19 protein-coding genes are annotated in these 16,197 nt (G+C 70.2%); 13 read left to right on the top strand and 6 right to left on the bottom strand.

The genetic code is table 11. The features are described from left to right. Positions 1-85 precede the first annotated feature (85 nt). The 7 genes from SSMG_RS23380 to SSMG_RS23410 all read left to right on the top strand — a co-directional run bounded on the left by SSMG_RS23380 (position 86) and on the right by SSMG_RS23410 (position 4,165). Positions 86-541, top strand: a complete 456-nt coding sequence (locus SSMG_RS23380; protein WP_009080041.1) for a Na+/H+ antiporter subunit E — start codon at positions 86-88, stop codon at positions 539-541. Then, entirely contained in the window at positions 538-789 is a 252-nt protein-coding gene (locus SSMG_RS23385; RefSeq protein ID WP_037356679.1) for a monovalent cation/H+ antiporter complex subunit F, read from the top strand. The genes SSMG_RS23380 and SSMG_RS23385 overlap by 4 nt, the downstream gene beginning before the upstream one ends. After that, entirely contained in the window at positions 786-1,085 is a 300-nt protein-coding gene (locus tag SSMG_RS23390; RefSeq protein WP_037714600.1) for a monovalent cation/H(+) antiporter subunit G, read from the top strand. Before SSMG_RS23385 ends, SSMG_RS23390 begins: the two co-directional genes overlap by 4 nt. Next, entirely contained in the window at positions 1,082-1,318 is a 237-nt protein-coding gene (locus SSMG_RS23395; RefSeq protein WP_009080044.1) for a DUF4040 domain-containing protein, read from the top strand. Before SSMG_RS23390 ends, SSMG_RS23395 begins: the two co-directional genes overlap by 4 nt. Then, the gene (locus SSMG_RS23400; RefSeq protein ID WP_009080046.1) at positions 1,315-2,031 is read left to right on the top strand and encodes an MnhB domain-containing protein; all 717 of its coding nucleotides are present in this window, start codon (positions 1,315-1,317) and stop codon (positions 2,029-2,031) included. The genes SSMG_RS23395 and SSMG_RS23400 overlap by 4 nt, the downstream gene beginning before the upstream one ends. A 68-nt stretch (positions 2,032-2,099) precedes the next feature. After that, positions 2,100-2,381, top strand: coding sequence for an NADH-quinone oxidoreductase subunit K (locus tag SSMG_RS23405; RefSeq protein WP_353611803.1), 282 nt, complete (start codon positions 2,100-2,102; stop codon positions 2,379-2,381). 2 nt (positions 2,382-2,383) lie between these two features. Beyond that, positions 2,384-4,165 carry a complex I subunit 5 family protein gene (locus tag SSMG_RS23410; RefSeq protein WP_037714602.1) on the top strand — a complete coding sequence of 594 codons (1,782 nt, stop codon included), beginning with the start codon at positions 2,384-2,386 and terminating at the stop codon, positions 4,163-4,165. Positions 4,166-4,282: 117 nt separating this feature from the next. Here the strand turns inward: SSMG_RS23410 and SSMG_RS23415 are convergent, their stop codons facing one another. Continuing rightward, positions 4,283-4,474: a DUF2795 domain-containing protein gene (locus SSMG_RS23415; protein WP_037714604.1), complete on the bottom strand. Its 192-nt coding sequence runs from the start codon at positions 4,472-4,474 to the stop codon at positions 4,283-4,285. Positions 4,475-4,813: 339 nt separating this feature from the next. Here SSMG_RS23415 and SSMG_RS23420 point away from each other — a divergent pair, with 339 nt between their 5' ends. Continuing rightward, a complete protein-coding gene (locus SSMG_RS23420) occupies positions 4,814-5,197 on the top strand; it encodes an Lsr2 family protein (RefSeq protein WP_009080050.1) in 384 nt (127 codons plus the stop codon). 150 nt (positions 5,198-5,347) lie between these two features. Here the strand turns inward: SSMG_RS23420 and SSMG_RS23425 are convergent, their stop codons facing one another. After that, positions 5,348-5,722, bottom strand: a complete 375-nt coding sequence (locus SSMG_RS23425; RefSeq protein ID WP_199785964.1) for an MFS transporter — start codon at positions 5,720-5,722, stop codon at positions 5,348-5,350. Between SSMG_RS23425 and SSMG_RS23430 the strand changes: the two genes are divergently transcribed. Then, positions 5,694-5,915: a hypothetical protein gene (locus SSMG_RS23430; protein ID WP_009080052.1), complete on the top strand. Its 222-nt coding sequence runs from the start codon at positions 5,694-5,696 to the stop codon at positions 5,913-5,915. The two genes, SSMG_RS23425 and SSMG_RS23430, sit on opposite strands and share 29 nt — an antisense overlap. On the opposite strand, the gene SSMG_RS23435 is transcribed toward SSMG_RS23430, so the two are convergent. The 4 genes from SSMG_RS23435 to SSMG_RS45540 form a co-directional block, all read right to left on the bottom strand. Further along, on the bottom strand, positions 5,905-6,306 hold the full coding sequence (locus tag SSMG_RS23435) for a cupin domain-containing protein (RefSeq protein ID WP_009080053.1): 402 nt from the start codon (positions 6,304-6,306) through the stop codon (positions 5,905-5,907). The two genes, SSMG_RS23430 and SSMG_RS23435, sit on opposite strands and share 11 nt — an antisense overlap. A 32-nt stretch (positions 6,307-6,338) precedes the next feature. Beyond that, positions 6,339-6,653 carry a carboxymuconolactone decarboxylase family protein gene (locus SSMG_RS23440; RefSeq protein ID WP_009080054.1) on the bottom strand — a complete coding sequence of 105 codons (315 nt, stop codon included), beginning with the start codon at positions 6,651-6,653 and terminating at the stop codon, positions 6,339-6,341. Next, positions 6,650-8,008 (bottom strand): MFS transporter, encoded by a 1,359-nt coding sequence (locus tag SSMG_RS23445; RefSeq protein ID WP_009080055.1) that lies wholly within the window; start codon positions 8,006-8,008, stop codon positions 6,650-6,652. The genes SSMG_RS23440 and SSMG_RS23445 overlap by 4 nt, the downstream gene beginning before the upstream one ends. A gap of 424 nt (positions 8,009-8,432) precedes the next feature. Then, positions 8,433-8,579, bottom strand: coding sequence for a hypothetical protein (locus SSMG_RS45540; RefSeq protein WP_158688073.1), 147 nt, complete (start codon positions 8,577-8,579; stop codon positions 8,433-8,435). Positions 8,580-8,708: 129 nt separating this feature from the next. Here SSMG_RS45540 and SSMG_RS23450 point away from each other — a divergent pair, with 129 nt between their 5' ends. The 4 genes from SSMG_RS23450 to SSMG_RS23465 all read left to right on the top strand — a co-directional run bounded on the left by SSMG_RS23450 (position 8,709) and on the right by SSMG_RS23465 (position 16,187). After that, a complete protein-coding gene (locus SSMG_RS23450; RefSeq protein WP_037714608.1) occupies positions 8,709-9,611 on the top strand; it encodes a helix-turn-helix transcriptional regulator in 903 nt (300 codons plus the stop codon). Between the two features lie 43 nt (positions 9,612-9,654). Further along, on the top strand, positions 9,655-10,242 hold the full coding sequence (locus SSMG_RS23455; protein WP_009080057.1) for a nitroreductase family protein: 588 nt from the start codon (positions 9,655-9,657) through the stop codon (positions 10,240-10,242). Between the two features lie 936 nt (positions 10,243-11,178). Next, the gene (locus tag SSMG_RS23460; protein WP_199841084.1) at positions 11,179-13,680 is read left to right on the top strand and encodes a Pls/PosA family non-ribosomal peptide synthetase; all 2,502 of its coding nucleotides are present in this window, start codon (positions 11,179-11,181) and stop codon (positions 13,678-13,680) included. A 32-nt stretch (positions 13,681-13,712) separates the two neighbouring features. Continuing rightward, positions 13,713-16,187, top strand: coding sequence for an amino acid adenylation domain-containing protein (locus SSMG_RS23465; RefSeq protein WP_009080059.1), 2,475 nt, complete (start codon positions 13,713-13,715; stop codon positions 16,185-16,187). The last annotated feature ends 10 nt before the right edge of the window (positions 16,188-16,197 follow it).

The following is a 16,197-nucleotide window of genomic DNA, read 5'->3' on the forward strand; positions in this document are numbered from 1 at the left end:
GACCTCAGCCGGGGCGCAGCGGAGCCGGGCGGGCATCGCGGATTGGCCGGGTTCCGAAGTGGGTAGCCCCTGCCCGAGGTGAGACATGCGCGCTGCGACCGAGATCCTGCTGTGGTGGCTTGCCCTGACCGGGCTGTGGACGTTCACGCTGTCCACCCCGGCGGCACCGGAACTGCTCGCCGGCGCCGGCGGCGCGGCGGTCTGCGCGATCGCCGCCCGGTCCGCGCGCCGGGCGATGAACGGCGCGTGGCACGTCAAAGCCGGCTGGCTGGCCTGGTTGGCCCCGCTTCCCAAGGCCGCGGTCAGCGAATCCGTCGCCGCGTTGCGCGCGGTCTTCGCCCGTCCCTCCGCCGGAAAGTGCGACAAAGTCACCGTCCCGGCCGAACCGCGCGCGCAGCACGAAGCACGCCTCGCTGTCGCGACGGTGGTCGTCGGCTGCACGCCGGGCGCGATGGTCGTCGCGAGCCCGCCGGCCGAAAACCACCTCGTCGTCCATCGCCTGCTCGACGACTCCCCGACCCTCGATCGGGTGACGCGATGACGTGGCTGCTCCTCGCCGCGCTGCTCCTGATGGCAGGCGGCCTCGGCACCGCGCTGTGGCTGGCCGCCCGGGGCACCGCGATCGAACGCCTCGCCGGAATGCAGTTCGCCGGAACCGTCACCGTCCTGACGCTCCTGCTGCTCGTCCAGGCGTACGGCCCGTCCAGCGCCGTCATCCTCCCCTTGACGCTGACCGTCCTCGCCTTCGCCGGGACGCTCGTCTTCGCGCGCCTCCTGGGGACCCGATGACGATCGCCGCGCAGATTCTCGTGTTCGCCGGGGTGTTCGTCGTCCTCGCCTCCGCAGCGGGTCTGCTCCGCGCGAAAGACCTGCTGACCCGCCTGCACTTCCTCTCCCCGGCGACCACGCTCGGCGCGCCGCTCGTCGGGATCGGGCTCGTCCTGGTCAACGGCGTCCACCTCGGCTCCGGCGCGATCCTCGCGACGGTCGTGCTGCTCGCGCTCACCGGCCCGATCCTCCAATCGGCCACCGCCCGCCTGGAAGCCCGCCACCGCGGCGAGATCGACGAGGACCTCCCCTCATGACCGCCGCGGTGCTGCTCGTCGCCCTCGCGCTGGTCGCCGCGGCCGGGTTCGCGGTCGTCACGACACACGATCCGAAGCGCCAGGCGATCACGCTCACGGTGTTTTCCCTGTGCCTGACGGTGCTTTTCGTGGTTTTCCAAGCCCCGGACGTCGCGTTGTCCGAACTCGCCGTCGGCGCCGCGATCGTCCCGCTCCTCGTCCTGCTGACGCTGCGGAAGACCGGCAAGCGATGAGGACCCGCGACGTCGTCGGAGCCGCCGGGCTGGCCGGGGTCGCGGCGCTGTTCGTCGCGGCCTTCCTGCGGATGCCCGCCGCCGGGACCGCCGGCCACGTCTACCGGGACCTCGTGCTGCCGATGGGGTTCCGGGAGGTCACCCCGAACCTGGTGTCGTCGGTGAACTTCGATTTGCGCGCACTCGACACCCTCGGCGAGGAAACGATCGTCGCCGCCGCGGTCGTCGGCACGCTCGCGTTGCTGCAACCGCCCAAGAAGGAGCCGAAAACGGACGGGACCGGCTACGTCCTGCCCGCCGTGAAGCTCGCCGGTTTCCTGCTGCTGCCGGTCTCGGTGCTGCTGGGCATCGACATCGTCGTGCACGGACACCTGACGCCGGGCGGCGGTTTCCAGGGCGGCGTCGTCCTCGCGACCGGCTGGCACCTGCTGTACCTCTCCGGCAGCTACCGCGCGCTGGCCCGGCTGCGCCCGATCGACTGGTGCGAATACGCCGAAGCGACCGCCACCGGCCTGTACGTCGTGACCGGCCTGATCGGACTCGGCATCGGCGGCTCCTTCCTCGCGAACATCCTGCCGCTGGGCGAATTCGGCTCGCTGCTTTCCTCCGGCACGGTTCCGGTGCTGAGCGTGCTGATCGGCATCGAGGTCGCCGCCGGGTTCGTCGTCCTGCTGTCGCGGTTCTTCGTGCACGGACTGGAGGAACCGCGGTGACGGGCGTGGTGTCGGCGGCCTGCTACGGCGTGGCGGCGTGGCTGTTGCTGCTCGGCTGCGCCGGGATCATGCGCAGCCGCCACCTCGTGCACACCGTGGTGTCGCTGTCGGTCGCGCAATCCGGCACGTACGTCCTGCTGCTCGCGATCGGCTACCAGGACCAAGCCGCCGCCCCGATCGTGTCGCAAGGGCAGTCCCAGCCGGTGGTCGACCCGATGGTGCAGGCCATGACGCTCACCGACATCGTCGTCTCGGCGACCATCACCGCGCTCCTGCTCGCCCTGACGCTGCAAATCTCGCGCCGCCACGGCACGGTCGATCCCGACGAACTGCGTGCGCTGCGCGGCTGACCATGACGACCCTTCCCGCACTCGCCGTCGCCGTCCCGCTGCTGGCCGCCTGCCTGCTGCTCGGCCTCGGCGGCAAACTGCCCCGCGTCGTGGTCGACGTGACGGCGACGGTGACCGCGGCGGCGGTGTGCGCACTGTGCGTGGTCCTGCTGACCTCCGCGCACCACGAGCGAGTGGTCGCCTGGCTCGGCCGGCAGGGTCCGGAAGGCACCCGCTCGGTCGGCATCGTGCTGGTCGCGGACGGGCTGAACACGACCTTCGCCGCGCTGGCCGCGTTCCTGACCGTCTGCGCGCTGCTTTACAGCTGGCATTACTTCGAAGCCGTCGAAGCGCGCTACCACGCGATGATGCTGCTCTTCCTGACCGGCATGACCGGCTTCCTCTTCACCGGCGACCTGTTCACGCTGTTCGTCTTCTTCGAGCTGATGAGCGGCGTCGCCTACGCGCTGACCGGGTACCGGATCGAGGAGGCGGACTCGGTGCAGGGCGCGCTGAACTTCGGCGTGGTGAACTCCCTCGGCGCGTACTTCACGCTGATGGGCATCGGCCTGCTCTACGCCCGCGGCGGCCAGCTCGGTCTCGCCCAGCTGGGAGTCGCGCTCGACGGACGTCCGGCGGACGCGCTCGTCATCGCCGCGTTCGTGTTGGTGTGCACCGGATTGCTCGTCAAAGCCGCGACTGTGCCGTTCCACTTCTGGCTCGCCGACGCGCACGCCGTCGCGCCGACGCCGGTCTGCGTGCTGTTCTCCGGGGTCATGGTCGAACTCGGTCTCTACGGCGTGCTCCGGGTCCGCACGACGGTATTCGGGAGGGTGCTCGACGACGCGACCGTCAGCCGGGTCTTCCTCGTCGCCGGGATCGCCAGCGCGGTGCTCGGCGCCGTGCTTTGCTTCACCCAGCGGCATCTCAAACGGTTGCTGGCCTACTCGACGATCGCCCACATTGGACTGTTCCTTTGCGGACTCGCCGCCACCGGCGGCGAGGCGACGGCCGCGTTCGTGCTCGCGGTGCTCGGACACGCCGGGGCCAAAGGCGCGCTGTTCCTCCTGACGGGCGTGCTGAAGGATCGTTACGGCAGCGTCGACGAGGACGATCTTTTCGGCCGCGCAACACATTCACGGACAGAAGCGGTGTTGTTCCTCGTCGCGGCGGCCGCCCTCGCCGGACTGCCGCCGTTCGGCCTGGCACTCGGCAAAGACGCCGCCGAACACGCGGGCCCGGAATGGCTGATGATCGTGTTCGCGGTGGTCTCCGCGCTAACCGCCGCCGCCGTGCTGCGCGCCGGGCTGCGGGTCTACTTCGGACTCGGCAGACCGCCCGCCGACGATCCGCGGACACGACGTCCGGTTCCGGCGAGGAACCCGAAACCCGGACAGCCGATCGCACGCACCCCGATCCCGATGCTCGCGGCCATCGTCGTCCTGCTCGGTTTCGCACTGGCCGCCGGGATCGTGCCATGGCTCCGCGACGTCGCCGCGGCGGCTGGGGCGCAGGCCGTCGACCGCGCGGGCTACCTGCACGACGTCCTGCCGACGCTGCCGCCATCCCGCCCCATCGCGCCGCCCGAACTGTCCTGGACCGCGCCCGGCCTGCTGTCCGCGGCGGTGACCGCGCTGCTCACGCTGGGCGCGGCGGCCTTCGCGCTGTGGTCGCGGCACCGCACCCCGAAACCGCTGCACGAAGCCCTCACCGTCCTGCACCGCGCACATTCCGGCCAGGTCGGCGACTACGTGGCGTGGCTGCTCGCGGGCGTCGCCCTTCTCGCCGGGCTGGTCTGGCTCTGACCTCGCCGGACGCGACCAACTCCGGACGCGTGCTCCGGCAGGAGCGGCATCCGTACCTCGACCAGAAGACCGGCGTCGCCGACTGACGCGCTCCGGCGGGTGCGCGGTCCGCCGGCCTCACGAATGCGGATCGACGTCGTCGCCGAGCAGCCGGTGCACCGCCTCCACGTTCTCGTACCGCTGTTCGGGCAGCTTGCCGAGATGGCCGATCACGTCGTCGCCCGCGCCCTTCGCGGCCGCCCGCCGGAGGAGCTCGTCGCGCTCGCACGGGTACTCGACTTCGGTTAAATACTCCCGGACGTCAGACATGGCGCTCCCTTCCTCGGGTCCTTCCTCCGCATACCCGCCCAGCCCCGGATCAATGCGGGTTGCTCGGGACATGAGGGCGGCCGCACCCGAAATTCCTTCAGTGCTCTTGGTCACGGCGACCCGGAGAAATACCGCGGACTCGGCGAATACGGATCGGGACTCGCGTTGCCTCCGCACGAAACGCGACCGGATCGGCCGCCGCTCCGGCGCGGAAACTTCCCGGCCGCGCGGCCGGTTCTCCCCTTCCGACCGCCGCGCATTGTCTCCGGCGACCAGCCACAGTGGACTCCTGTTATGGTCTGCGGTGACCACGTCCCGTTTCCAGGAGGAGCCGCCGCGATGGCACAGAAAGTCCTCGTCGAGATGATCGACGACCTCGACGGGTCCGAAGCCGGGCAGACCGTCCCCTTCGGACTCGACGGCGTCCAGTACGAAATCGACCTGTCCGACGAAAACGCCGCCGCCCTGCGCCAGGAGCTCTCGACGTTCATCGCCGCGGCCCGCCGCACCGGCGGACGCAAGGCGGCCGTGCGCGCCACGGCCGCGCCGACCGCCGAGGAACGCGAGCGCTCCAAGGCGATCCGCACGTGGGCCCTGGACAACAACTGGGCCATCGCCGAACGCGGCCGCATCCCGCGCGAGGTGATCGCCGCCTACGAGGAAAGCCAGAAACCGGAGGCGAAGCCCCGCAAGCGCACCGCGAAAAAGCGCGCCGCGAAATAACCTTCCGGACTCGGCAGGTTCCGGATAGCTCATTTCGAGCAAATCCGTTCCCTCCCGGACTTCCCGGAACACAGTCTTCCGCGCGCGGAAAACACCGCCCGGCCATCGGCGAATGCCACCGGCCGGGCGGCATTTTTCTGAACACCTCGCTCAACGCGGCGAAGACGAAACAGGCGGCGCACGGCGGCTCGCCGCGAGCACGAGCACCGGGACCAAGGTCAGGGCCGAGAGGACCGCACCCACCGCCGCCGGCCCGACCGTGCCGAGACCGGAATCGAGGGCCGCTCCGCCGATCCACGACGCGAGCGCGGTGCCGAGGTCGAAGGCCGCGACGCTGAGCGAGGACCCCAGCGTCGGCGCGTGGCCGGCGTAGCGGACGGCGAGCGAGATCAGGACCGGGTTCGCGCCGAGGCCGAAGAATCCCGGCGGCACCACCAGAATCCCGGTCGGAAGCACCGCACCGGCGGCGAAGCACACCGTCAGCAGGACGAGCGCGGTGGCGGCGGTCCGGCACGAGGGCGTCAAACGGCTTCAGCATCCCGAGGCCGGGCTACTCGAATTGACCTACCAGTCGCTCGAACTGCCGCTGAGCCAGCGGGCGATGCACGATCTGACCGCCTACACCGCCGAGCCCGGCAGCACTTCCGAAGACCGGTTGAAGCTCCTGGCCAGTTGGAAAGCGCCCACGGACACGGCGTCTTCGCGCACTACGAAGTAGCTGCTCGCTGCGCATCGGCGTACTGCTCGTCGGTGACGGGTTCGAGCCAGGTGGTGCCGTCGCCGTCTTCGAGACCTTCGAGCATCGCGATGTGGGCCATGCAGGTCGTCGCGCCGCCGCCGTGCCAGTGTTCCTCGCCGGGCGGGGTCCAGGCGGTGTCGCCCGCGCGCATCCGGATGACTTGACCGGCGCGGTTCACCACGTAGCCGACGCCTTCGGTCACGTGGAGCGTCTGGCCGTTGGCGTGGGAGTGCCAATGGGTGCGGGCGCCCGGGGCGAATCGCACGAGCGAGGCGATCAGCCGCCCTTTCTTCAGCGGAGTGACGTAGACGTCGCCGGTGAATGCCGCCGCCGGGGCTTTGGCGGTGTCCTGGACGGGGATGAGTTCCATGGGTTTCTCCTGAATTCGTTGGCGCGGCGGGGTTATCCGCGGAAGACCTTCTTCGCGACCGCCATCGCCGCCATCGCTTGCGGCCAGCCGGTGTAGAACGCCAGGTGCGTGATCGCCTCGATCAGCTCGGCCTCGGTGTTGCCGTTCTCCTTGGCCAGGCCGAGGTGATATTCCAACTGCCCGGTGTTGCCATTCGCGGTCAGCGCGGCAACTGTGACCAGGCTGCGTTCCTTCGGGGTCAACTCCGTGCGTTGCCATACCTGGCCGAACAGCACGTCGTCGGTGAAGCGCACCAGCGCGGGCGCGAAGCCGCCGAACATCTTTTCCGCTCCGGACGGTTCTGTCATCTTCTGTCCTTTCTCGACAGTCCTTTGTAGGCAGTCAAAGCAGCGAGCACGGCTACCGCGGCGGCCAGCAGCAGGCTGACGCGAGTCCCGCTCGCGATCCCGGCCGAGAGGAGCGCCCCGAACACCGCGACGGCCAGCGCGCCGCCGAGCTGACGGCTCGTGTTGAGCACCCCGCTGGCGATCCCCGCCTGTTTTCCCGGCACCGCGGCCAGCAGCACCGCGATCACCGGCGGGATCACTGTCGGACCGCCGAGGCCGACCAGCACCATCAGCGCCGCCGTCGCCCACACCGGCGCGCTGCCCGCGGTCTCCGCGACGGCGGCGAGCCCGATCGTCATCACCAGCAGCCCACTCACCACCACTCGCCGGGCACCCGCGCACTCGACCAGCCGGGGCACGAGCGGCGTCAGCACGAGCCCGGTCAGCATCATCGGGAGGAACACCACGCCGGTGTCCAGCGCCGACAGCCCGTGGTGCTGCAGCAGGAGGCTCACCACGAACGGCATTCCGTAGTAGCCGACCATGAAGGCGAACCCGATCACGACCGCGACCACCACCGCCCGGGTCCGCATCAGCGCCGGCGGCACCATCGGATGCTTCGCCCGCGCCTGAACCACCGCGAACGCGACCCCCGCGATCCCGGACACCACCAGCGCCGGCCCGGCCCGGTGCGCGTCGATCGCCCCGAACACCAACGCCGCCATCGCGACCGCGCCGGTCGCCTGCCCCGCCCAGTCGAACGGCGCCCGATGCCGCGCCGACCGCCCGACCCGGACCAGCAAGACCAGCGCCGCCGCGCCGACCGGCACGTTGACGAGGAAGATCCACCGCCAGCTCGCGAGCGTCAGCAGGCCGCCGAGCACCGGCCCGGCCGACGAGGCCACCGCGCCGCCCATCGCCCACCACGCGACCGCCCGGCCGCGCTTCACCGGATCCGGGAAGGCCTGCCCGATCAACGCCATCGACGACGGCATCACCACCGCCGCCGCGGTGCCCTGGACCAGCCGAAACCCGACCAGCATCGCCAGCGACGGCGCGAGCCCGCAGGCCGCCGACGCCGCGACGAACCCGCCCACGCCCCACCCGAACGCCCGCTTCGCCCCGATCCGGTCGGCGAGCGACCCGGCGGAGAGCAGGAAGGCGGCGAAGGCGAGGGTGTAAGCGTCGACGACCCACTGCAGCCCGGCGATCCCGCCGCCGAGATCCGCCCGGACGGCGGGCAGCGCGACGTTGACGATCACCGCGTCGAGGGTGACGACGAAGAAGCCCAGGAGGGCGGCGAGCAGGGTGGCTGTCGCGCTGCCCGGTTGGGTGAAGTCCGAGGCCGCCTCGCCCGGCGGGGCCGCCCGGGTCACGGAAGCACCTCGGCCGAGACCGCGCGGGCCGGATCCGAAGCGGTCGCACGACGAGACAGCCGCGATCGCTGCCCGCGTTCGCCTAGGCCCGGGCCGGTCGCAGGCCGCATTGCCGACGAAATCACCGCAACCCGGCTGAACCGGACACCATGCGGAGTCAACGCACGAGGCAAACCGGCACTTCGCCCGTGCGGTACATCAGGCCCATCGAGGCACGCTTGCGCCAACAGGGCAACGCGCCGAAGCGGGGCAGGCAGCCGAGCGAAGCCCGAAGCCGCCTCTCGCGCCAATCCCGCTAGCCGCTGCGGGCCGCGCTCGCCGAAGCCCTGCCGGAGGGCAGGCAGCGAACCGCGAACCCGGACACGCGGCCATGCCAGCCTCGAACCCGACCCCAGCAGGCTCCGCCCACTGGACCACGCACGAGTCACGGCAGCGCCACGAAACCGAGCACGTGCCCAGGCACCCGAACCCGCCGCACCAGCCACCTCAACACCACGAACCCGAGCAGGCGACCAGGCACCCCGCTCCCGCACCCCCAGCAGACCTCGTCCGCCCCAACGAGACCGGGCACCAGGCCAGGCACCATCCGAAACACTCACCCCACGAGCACACCCCGCCCCCGGCCCCGGCGGGAGGTCGCGTCGTTCCGGGTCCTGGCAGAACCCCCCTCGTCCGGGCGGGCCGTCGTACCGTGGACGGCATGAGCGGCAAGAGCACCGAGGCCCGGGACTTCCTGGTCACCCGCCGGGCCAAGATCACGCCCGCGCAGGCCGGGCTGAGCGTCTACGGCGGCAATCGCCGGGTGCCGGGCCTGCGCCGCGAGGAGGTGGCGCTGCTCGCGGGCGTCTCCGCCGACTACTACACCCGTCTCGAGAAAGGCAACCTCGCCGGGGTGTCCGACAGCGTGCTCGACGCCGTCGCCGCCGCGCTCCAGCTCGACGAGGCCGAACGCGGTTACCTCTTCGACCTCGCCCGCGCCGCCAACGCCGCCGGGCGGGCGCACCGCAACGGGCAGCGGAGGCGTCCTCCGCAGCGCGTCAGCCCGATCGTGCAGCGCATTCTCGATTCGATGACCACCACCGCCGCTTTCGTCCGCAACGGGCGGCTCGACATCCTCGCCACCAACCCGCTCGCCCGCGCGCTCTACTCCCCCGCCTTCGACAGCCCGACCCGCACCAGCGAGCACACCCCGCCCAACCTGGCCCGCTTCGGGTTCCTCGACCCCGCCGCCCACGATTTCTTCCCCGACTACCCCAAGTCCTGCCGCACGTCCGTCGCCATCCTGCGCACCGAGGCCGGCCGCGATCCGCACGACAAGAGCCTCTCCGACCTCGTCGGCGAGCTCTGCACCCGCAGCGACGATTTCCGCACCCGCTGGGCCGCGCACGACGTCCGCCTCCACCGCACCGGCGTCAAGGACTTCCGGCACCCGGCGGTCGGCGAGCTGACGCTCGACTTCGAGGCCATGCAGCTCACCACCGACCCCAGCCTCACCCTGACCGCCTACACCGCCGCGCCCGGCTCCGCGGCCGAGGAATCGCTCCGGCTCCTCGCCAGCTGGGCGGCCACCGAAATCGCCGCGGGACCGAGCCGCGCGCGGTAGAAACCCGCTACAGTTGCCCGGAAGACTTCTTCGGGGGGCAGCGATGGAGTTTCAGGAAGTCGTGCGGCGCAGGCGGATGGTGCGCAAGTTCACCGGCGAACCCGTCTCCGAGGAGAGCATCCGCCGGATCATGCGCAACGCGCTGCGCGGCCCGTCCGCCGGATTCTCGCAGGGCCAAGCGTTCCTCGTCCTGCAGGGCGACGACGTGCGCCGATTCGCCGGCACCCTCGAATCCTGGACGCTGGACGACAACGTCAAGTCCGCGCCGGTGATCGTGATCCCGTTCTCGGTGAAGGACGCGTACCTCGACCGCTACGCCCAGCCGGACAAGGGCTGGACCGACCGCAGCGAGGACCACTGGCCGGTGCCGTTCTGGTACATCGACACCGGCATGGCCGTCCTGCTCATCCTGCAGACCGTCGTCGACGAGGGCCTCGGCGCGGTGTACTTCGGCATCGGCGCGCAGGATTTCGACCGGCTGCGCGCCGAATTCGGCGTCCCCGACACCCACGAGCCAATCGGCGCGATCGCCATCGGCCACGACGCGGACGCCAAGATCTCCCCGGGCGCGTCCCCCGCCACCCGCCGCCGGAAGCCGGAAAGCGAGACTGTCCACTTCGGACAGTGGTAAGGCGTTCTCGCGGCGACCGCGGCGTCTCGCGGACCTAGCCGCGCCCTGGCCCCTCGTCGCTCCTGAGCCGGAGTTCGCCGCGGCACGTGATCCCGGGAAAAGACAGCGCGGCCGACGCCGCCGTCCCGGCCTCCCGGCACGATCCAGAACATCCGTAAAACACGAAAACGTTTCAAGACCGCCGGAAAACCCGCGGAGGCGGCATAATTACCGTCACGGCCGACCCTCGCCGGGCCGCCAGGGCGCGAAATCCCGCCGGAGGCCGTTTTCTCCCGGGAAGGCTCCCGTGCGAGCTTCCGCGGCGCCGGCTTCGACGGAGCAGCCGGAACCAGCCGAACAGCCCAGCGAAACCACCCGTCTGCCGCACTTTTCCCCTGGATGGCGCAAAGGGGGCGCCAGGACGGCAATTCCCTCGAAAGTGCCATCAATCCCGTGCTGCGGCACTTGCATATTCCAGTCCGCCGCGGAATGTCACCGAATTCGGGGACCAAAGAAACTTGACGGCCGGCCGGCGGCGAGCGGAACAAGATCAACCTCCCCGCCGAACCCCACTCGTCGCGCCACGGATTTCACCCCTGCGGAGCAGTTCGGCGTGCGCCAACCGGGGAATCCGGACCCCGAAAGCGGGGAAATCCTGGTACCATCGCCCGTGCGGAGGACAGGTTTGCGGTAAATGCACGACGACGATCAGACTTCCCCGGAAGCCCTCGCCGGAATTTCCCGGATCCGTCGACAACCGCCACCGGACGTGGAAAAACAAAGGGCATTCACGGCTTTGGTCCTCTTTGCCAGATTAATGGCTCTTCACGTGGTCTAGACCTCAATCCAGGCGCGTGCCGTATTTGTCAACCGAAACGCGCATCGAACAGGTCACGAAATTGTCAACACCGACGTCCGTAGGTTACGTCGGCGTTACATCCACCGATGATGAGGAATATGGATCTCACCGAGTACCCGACCGCCCGCCCCGGTCCGGCACCCGACACCGAGGAAGCATTCGCCCAGGTGATGGCCGACGTCACCGGGCAGGAAAACGTCTCGGCCGACAGCAACTTCTTCGCCGATCTCGGGGCCAACTCGCTCGTGCTGGCACAGTTCTGCGCACGAGTGCGCAAGCGTGCCGATCTTCCCGCCGTCTCCATCAAGGACATTTACCGGAATCCGACCATCGCGAGTCTCGTCTCCGCTTTGTCCGAGACCGGCGAAGCCCCCGCCGAGGAGCCGGAGCCGGCCCCCGCGGCTCCGCCGAAGCGGGCGAGCCGGCTCGAATACCTCGGCTGCGGAATCCTGCAGCTGGCGGTCTTCCTGGCCTATTCCTTCCTCGTGGCCCAGGTGCTCGGCGCGGGAACCGACTGGATCCTGGCCGGTTCCGGCGTGCTCTCCTACTACCTGCGCGCGGTCGGTTTCGGCGCCGCGGTGCTGGTGATTCTGTGCACCCTTCCGATCGCGCTCAAATGGCTCCTCGTCGGCCGGTGGAAACCGGCGGAGATCCGCGTGTGGAGCCTCGGCTACGTCCGGTTCTGGGTGGTCAAGACGCTCGTGCAGCGAAACCTGCTGGTCCCGCTCTTCGCCGGGTCCCCGCTCTACTCGCTGTACCTGCGCGCGCTGGGGGCGAAGATCGGCAAGGGCGTCACGATCTTTTCGCGGCACGTGCCGGTGTGCACCGACCTGCTCACCGTCGGGGAAGGCACGGTGGTCTGCAAGGACACCTTCTTCCCCACGTATCGCGCGGAGCGCGGGGTGATCCGGACCGGACCGGTAGCGATCGGCGCGCACGCGTACGTCGGCGAGATGTCGGTCCTCGACGTCGAGACCCGGATCGGCGACCACGCCCAGCTCGGGCACGCCTCGTCCCTGCACGCCGGGCAGGCGGTGCCGCGGGGGCAGAGCTGGCACGGCGTGCCCGCCGTCCCCGCCGACGTGCAGTACCGGCGGGTCGAACCGCGCGCCTGCGGAAGCGTCCGGCGGGCGTTCTTCGCCGTGCGCCAGGCGCTGACCGCGGTGTTCTTCCTGGCCCCGTTCGTGCTCGGCCTGCTCGCCTTCGTGCTGACCACGCTGCCGAACCTCAGCCCGGCGATGGGGCTCGGCTCGGCCGTCATCGACTTCACCTACCCGAAGTTCTACTGGAAAGCCCTCGTCGTCTCCTTCATCCTGTACTTCGGCCTGCGGCTCGCCGGCTTCCTGATCGTCACGCTCGTGCCGCGGCTGCTGAACCTCGCCCTGAAACCCGGTGAGGTCTACCGCCTCTACACCCTTCGCTACACCGCACACCGCGCCATCCGCGTGCTCACGAACCCGCGGTTCTTCAAAACCCTCCTCGGCGACAGCTCGGCCATCGTGCACTTCCTGCGCGCGGCCGGCTGCAAGGTCTCCAAGGAAGAACAGACCGGGTCCAATTTCGGGCTCGAGGAGAAATACGAGAACCCGTACCTCTTCGAGGCCGGGGCGGGCACGATGATCGCCGACGGCCTCTCGGTGGTCAACGCCGAGTACACCAGCACCTCCTTCCGGCTCTCCCGGGTGCGCGTAGGGGCGCGGAACTTCCTCGGCAACCACGTCGTCTACCCGGCCGGGGCCAGGACCGGCGACAACTGCCTGCTCGCCACGAAGGTCCTGGTGCCGCTCGACGGCCCGGTGCGCGAGGGCGTCGGGCTGCTGGGCTCCCCCAGCTTCGAGATCCCGCGCTCGGTGGAGCGCGACAGCCAGTTCGACCACCCGAAGACGCCGGAGGAATTCCGGCGCAGGCTGGCCGCCAAGACGCGGCACAACGCCGGGGGCATGCTGCTGTACACGCTGTCCCAGTGGCTGTTCTTCTACGGGCTGCTGCTGCTCACCTGGGCCTCGGACGTCTACTACGACCTGATCGGCCCTCCGCTGTTCGCGATCGACACGCTGGCCTTCCTGCTGTACGGCGTCGTCTACTTCGTCGCGGTCGAACGGATCACCGTCCTCGTCCGGCCGCTGCGCCCGGTCTCGTGCTCGATCTACGACCGGCGGTTCTGGCGGCAGGAACGGTTCTGGAAGGCGGCCGCGACCAACGCCCACCTGCGCGCGTTCGACGGGACCCCGTTCAAGCGCGCCGTATGGCGGCTGCTGGGCGTCAAGGTCGGGAAGCGGCTGTTCGACGACGGGGCGATGATCATCGAAAAGACGTTGGTGCGCATGGGAGACGACGTCACGCTCAACGCCGGCTCCGTCGTGCAGTGCCATTCGCAGGAGGACGGCGGTTTCAAGATGGACCGCATCTCCATCGGCAACGGGTGCACGGTCGGCGTCGGAGCGCTGGTGCACTACGGCGTGACGATGGGCGACGGGTCGAGCCTCGCCCCCGATTCCTTCCTCATGAAGGGCGCCGAAGTCCCGGAACACGCGCAGTGGGGCGGAAACCCCGCGCAGGAGATCCGGGCGGCCCGCCGCCTGCCGGCGGGCAAATCGTGACGGACCACCGACAACCACGGGAAGGAAAAGCCATGAGAACCGGACTGGGAGCGGTTCGCGAGCATTGGCGCGAAGTACTCGCCGCCGGCGGCCGCACCAGCGTCCCGCGCTGGACGCTGGACGCCGGCTCCGCCGTCGGCGACCACGAAACGCCGGTCCCCCGGGGGACCGGCGCCGCGCTGCGGCAGCTGGCCGACCGGCTGCGCGTGCCGCTGAGCTCGGTGCTGCTCGCCGCGCACGCCAAGGTCCTCGCCGCCCTGTCCGGCGAGGCCGAGGTGTGCACCGGCTACGTCGCCGAACCGGGCGGAGCGCCGCTGCCCTGCCGGCTGAGCACCGAATCCGGGACCTGGCGCGAGCTGATCGAGTACGTCGCGCGGATCGACGCGCAGACCCTGGCCTTCAAGGACTTCCCGGTCGACGAGCTGCGCGCCGAACTCGGCATCCTCGCGCCGCCGTTCGAAACGGTCTTCGACCCGACCGGCACCGCCGGCGACCTCGCCGGGGACACGGTGCTGCGGCTGGACGTCTCGCCGGATCTCGAGACGCTCCGGCTCCGCTTCCGCACCGAGGTGCTCGATTCCGAAGCGGCCGAACGCATCCTCGGCTATCACCTGAGCGCGCTCACGCTGATCCGCACCGACGTCACCGCCCCGCACCGCGAAACGACGCTGCTGTCGGCCGCCGAGCTCAAGCTGCAGCTGGAAGGGCTCGCCGGACCGCACGTCGAGGTGCCGGACCTGCGTTGCCACGAGCTGTTCCAGCGCAGCGTCGCCCGGAATCCGGACGCGATCGCCGCGGTGCACGGCGACCGGCAGTGGACGTACCGCGAGCTGAACGGGCGCGCGAACCGCCTGGCGAGGGCTCTGGTGGCGCGCGGGCTGCGCCGCGAGGGCGTCGTCGCGGTGGTGACCGAACGCAATCTGGACTGGATGGCCGCCGTGCTCGCCGTGTTCAAGGCGGGCGGGGTGTATCTGCCGATCGAGCCGCATTTCCCGACCGACCGCATCGCGACCACGCTGCGGCGGGCCGACTGCGAACTGGTGCTGACCGAACCGGGCAGCACGACCACGCTGCGCAAGGCGGTCGAATCGCTGCCCGGCGTGCGCACCTTGTTCGTGGACGCCGCGTACGAGGAGGACCATTCCGAAGACGACCTCGGCATCGCCGTCGACGCCGGCCAGCTCGCCTACATCTACTTCACCTCGGGCTCCACCGGCGAGCCGAAGGGCGCGATGTGCGAGCACGCCGGGATGGTCAACCACCTCTACGCCAAGATCAACGACCTCGGCATCACCGAGGATTCGGTGGTGGCGCAGGTCGCGCCGCAGTGCTTCGACATCTCGTTGTGGCAGCTGGTTTCCGCGCTGCTGGTCGGCGGGAGGACGCTGCTGATCGAACAGGACGCGATCCTCGACGCCGACCGGTTCGTGGACAAACTCGGCCGCGGCGGGGTTTCGGTGCTGCAGGTCGTGCCGTCGTATCTCGAGGTCGTCCTGTCCGCGGTGGACAAGAACCCGGTCGCGCTGCCGGACCTGCGCTGCGTTTCGGTGACCGGCGAGGCGCTCAAGACCGAGCTGGCGCAGCGCTGGTTCGCCACGATGCCGGACATCAAGCTGGTCAACGCGTACGGCCTCACCGAAACCTCGGACGACACCAACCACGAGGTGATGGACCGCGCGCCGACGCGGGAGCGCGTGCCGCTCGGGCCGCCGGTGCAGAACGTGCGCGTGTACGTGGTCGACGACCAGCTCCAGCCGGTCCCGCTCGGCGCGCCCGGCGAGATCGTGTTCTCCGGGGTGTGCGTCGGCCGCGGCTACGTCAACGACCCGGAGCGCACCGCGCGGGCGTTCACCACCGACCCGCACCGTCCGGACGCCCGGCTCTACCGCAGCGGCGACCACGGCCGCTGGCTTCCGGAAGGAAAGCTGGAATTCCTCGGCAGGCGCGATTCGCAGGTCAAAATCCGCGGCTTCCGGATCGAGATCGGCGAAATCGAGAACACGCTGCTGCGGGTGCCCGGGGTGCGCGACGGCGCGGTGGTCGTGGCCGAACGCGGGCAGGGCAAGCGGCTGGTCGCGTTCTACTCCAGCCGGGAGCAGCTCGACCTCGAGCTGGTGCGGGAACAGCTCGGCGCCGCGCTGCCCGAATACATGCTGCCCTCGGCGTTCCACTGGCGGGAGCAGTTGCCGTTGACCGCCAACGGAAAGATCGACAAGAAGAACCTCGCCGCGCTGGCCGTCGAACTCGACGCCGCGGAAGAGGACTACGACGCACCGGTCACCGGCACCGAACAACGGCTCGCCGAGACCTGGGCGCGGGTGCTCGGGATCCGGGCCGGCCAGGTCGGCCGCCGGGACCACTTCTTCGACCGCGGCGGCACGTCGCTGTCCGCGGTGAAGCTCGCGATCGCGCTCGACCGCGCGGTCTCGATCAAGGACGTCGCCAAGCACCCCGTGCTCGCCGACCTGGCCGAGCTGATCGACAGCCGGTCCGGCTCCCCCTCCTGACCCTCGAACC

This window comes from Streptomyces sp. AA4, from assembly GCF_000158875.1.
In the GTDB taxonomy this organism is placed as follows: Bacteria; Actinomycetota; Actinomycetes; order Mycobacteriales; family Pseudonocardiaceae; genus Amycolatopsis.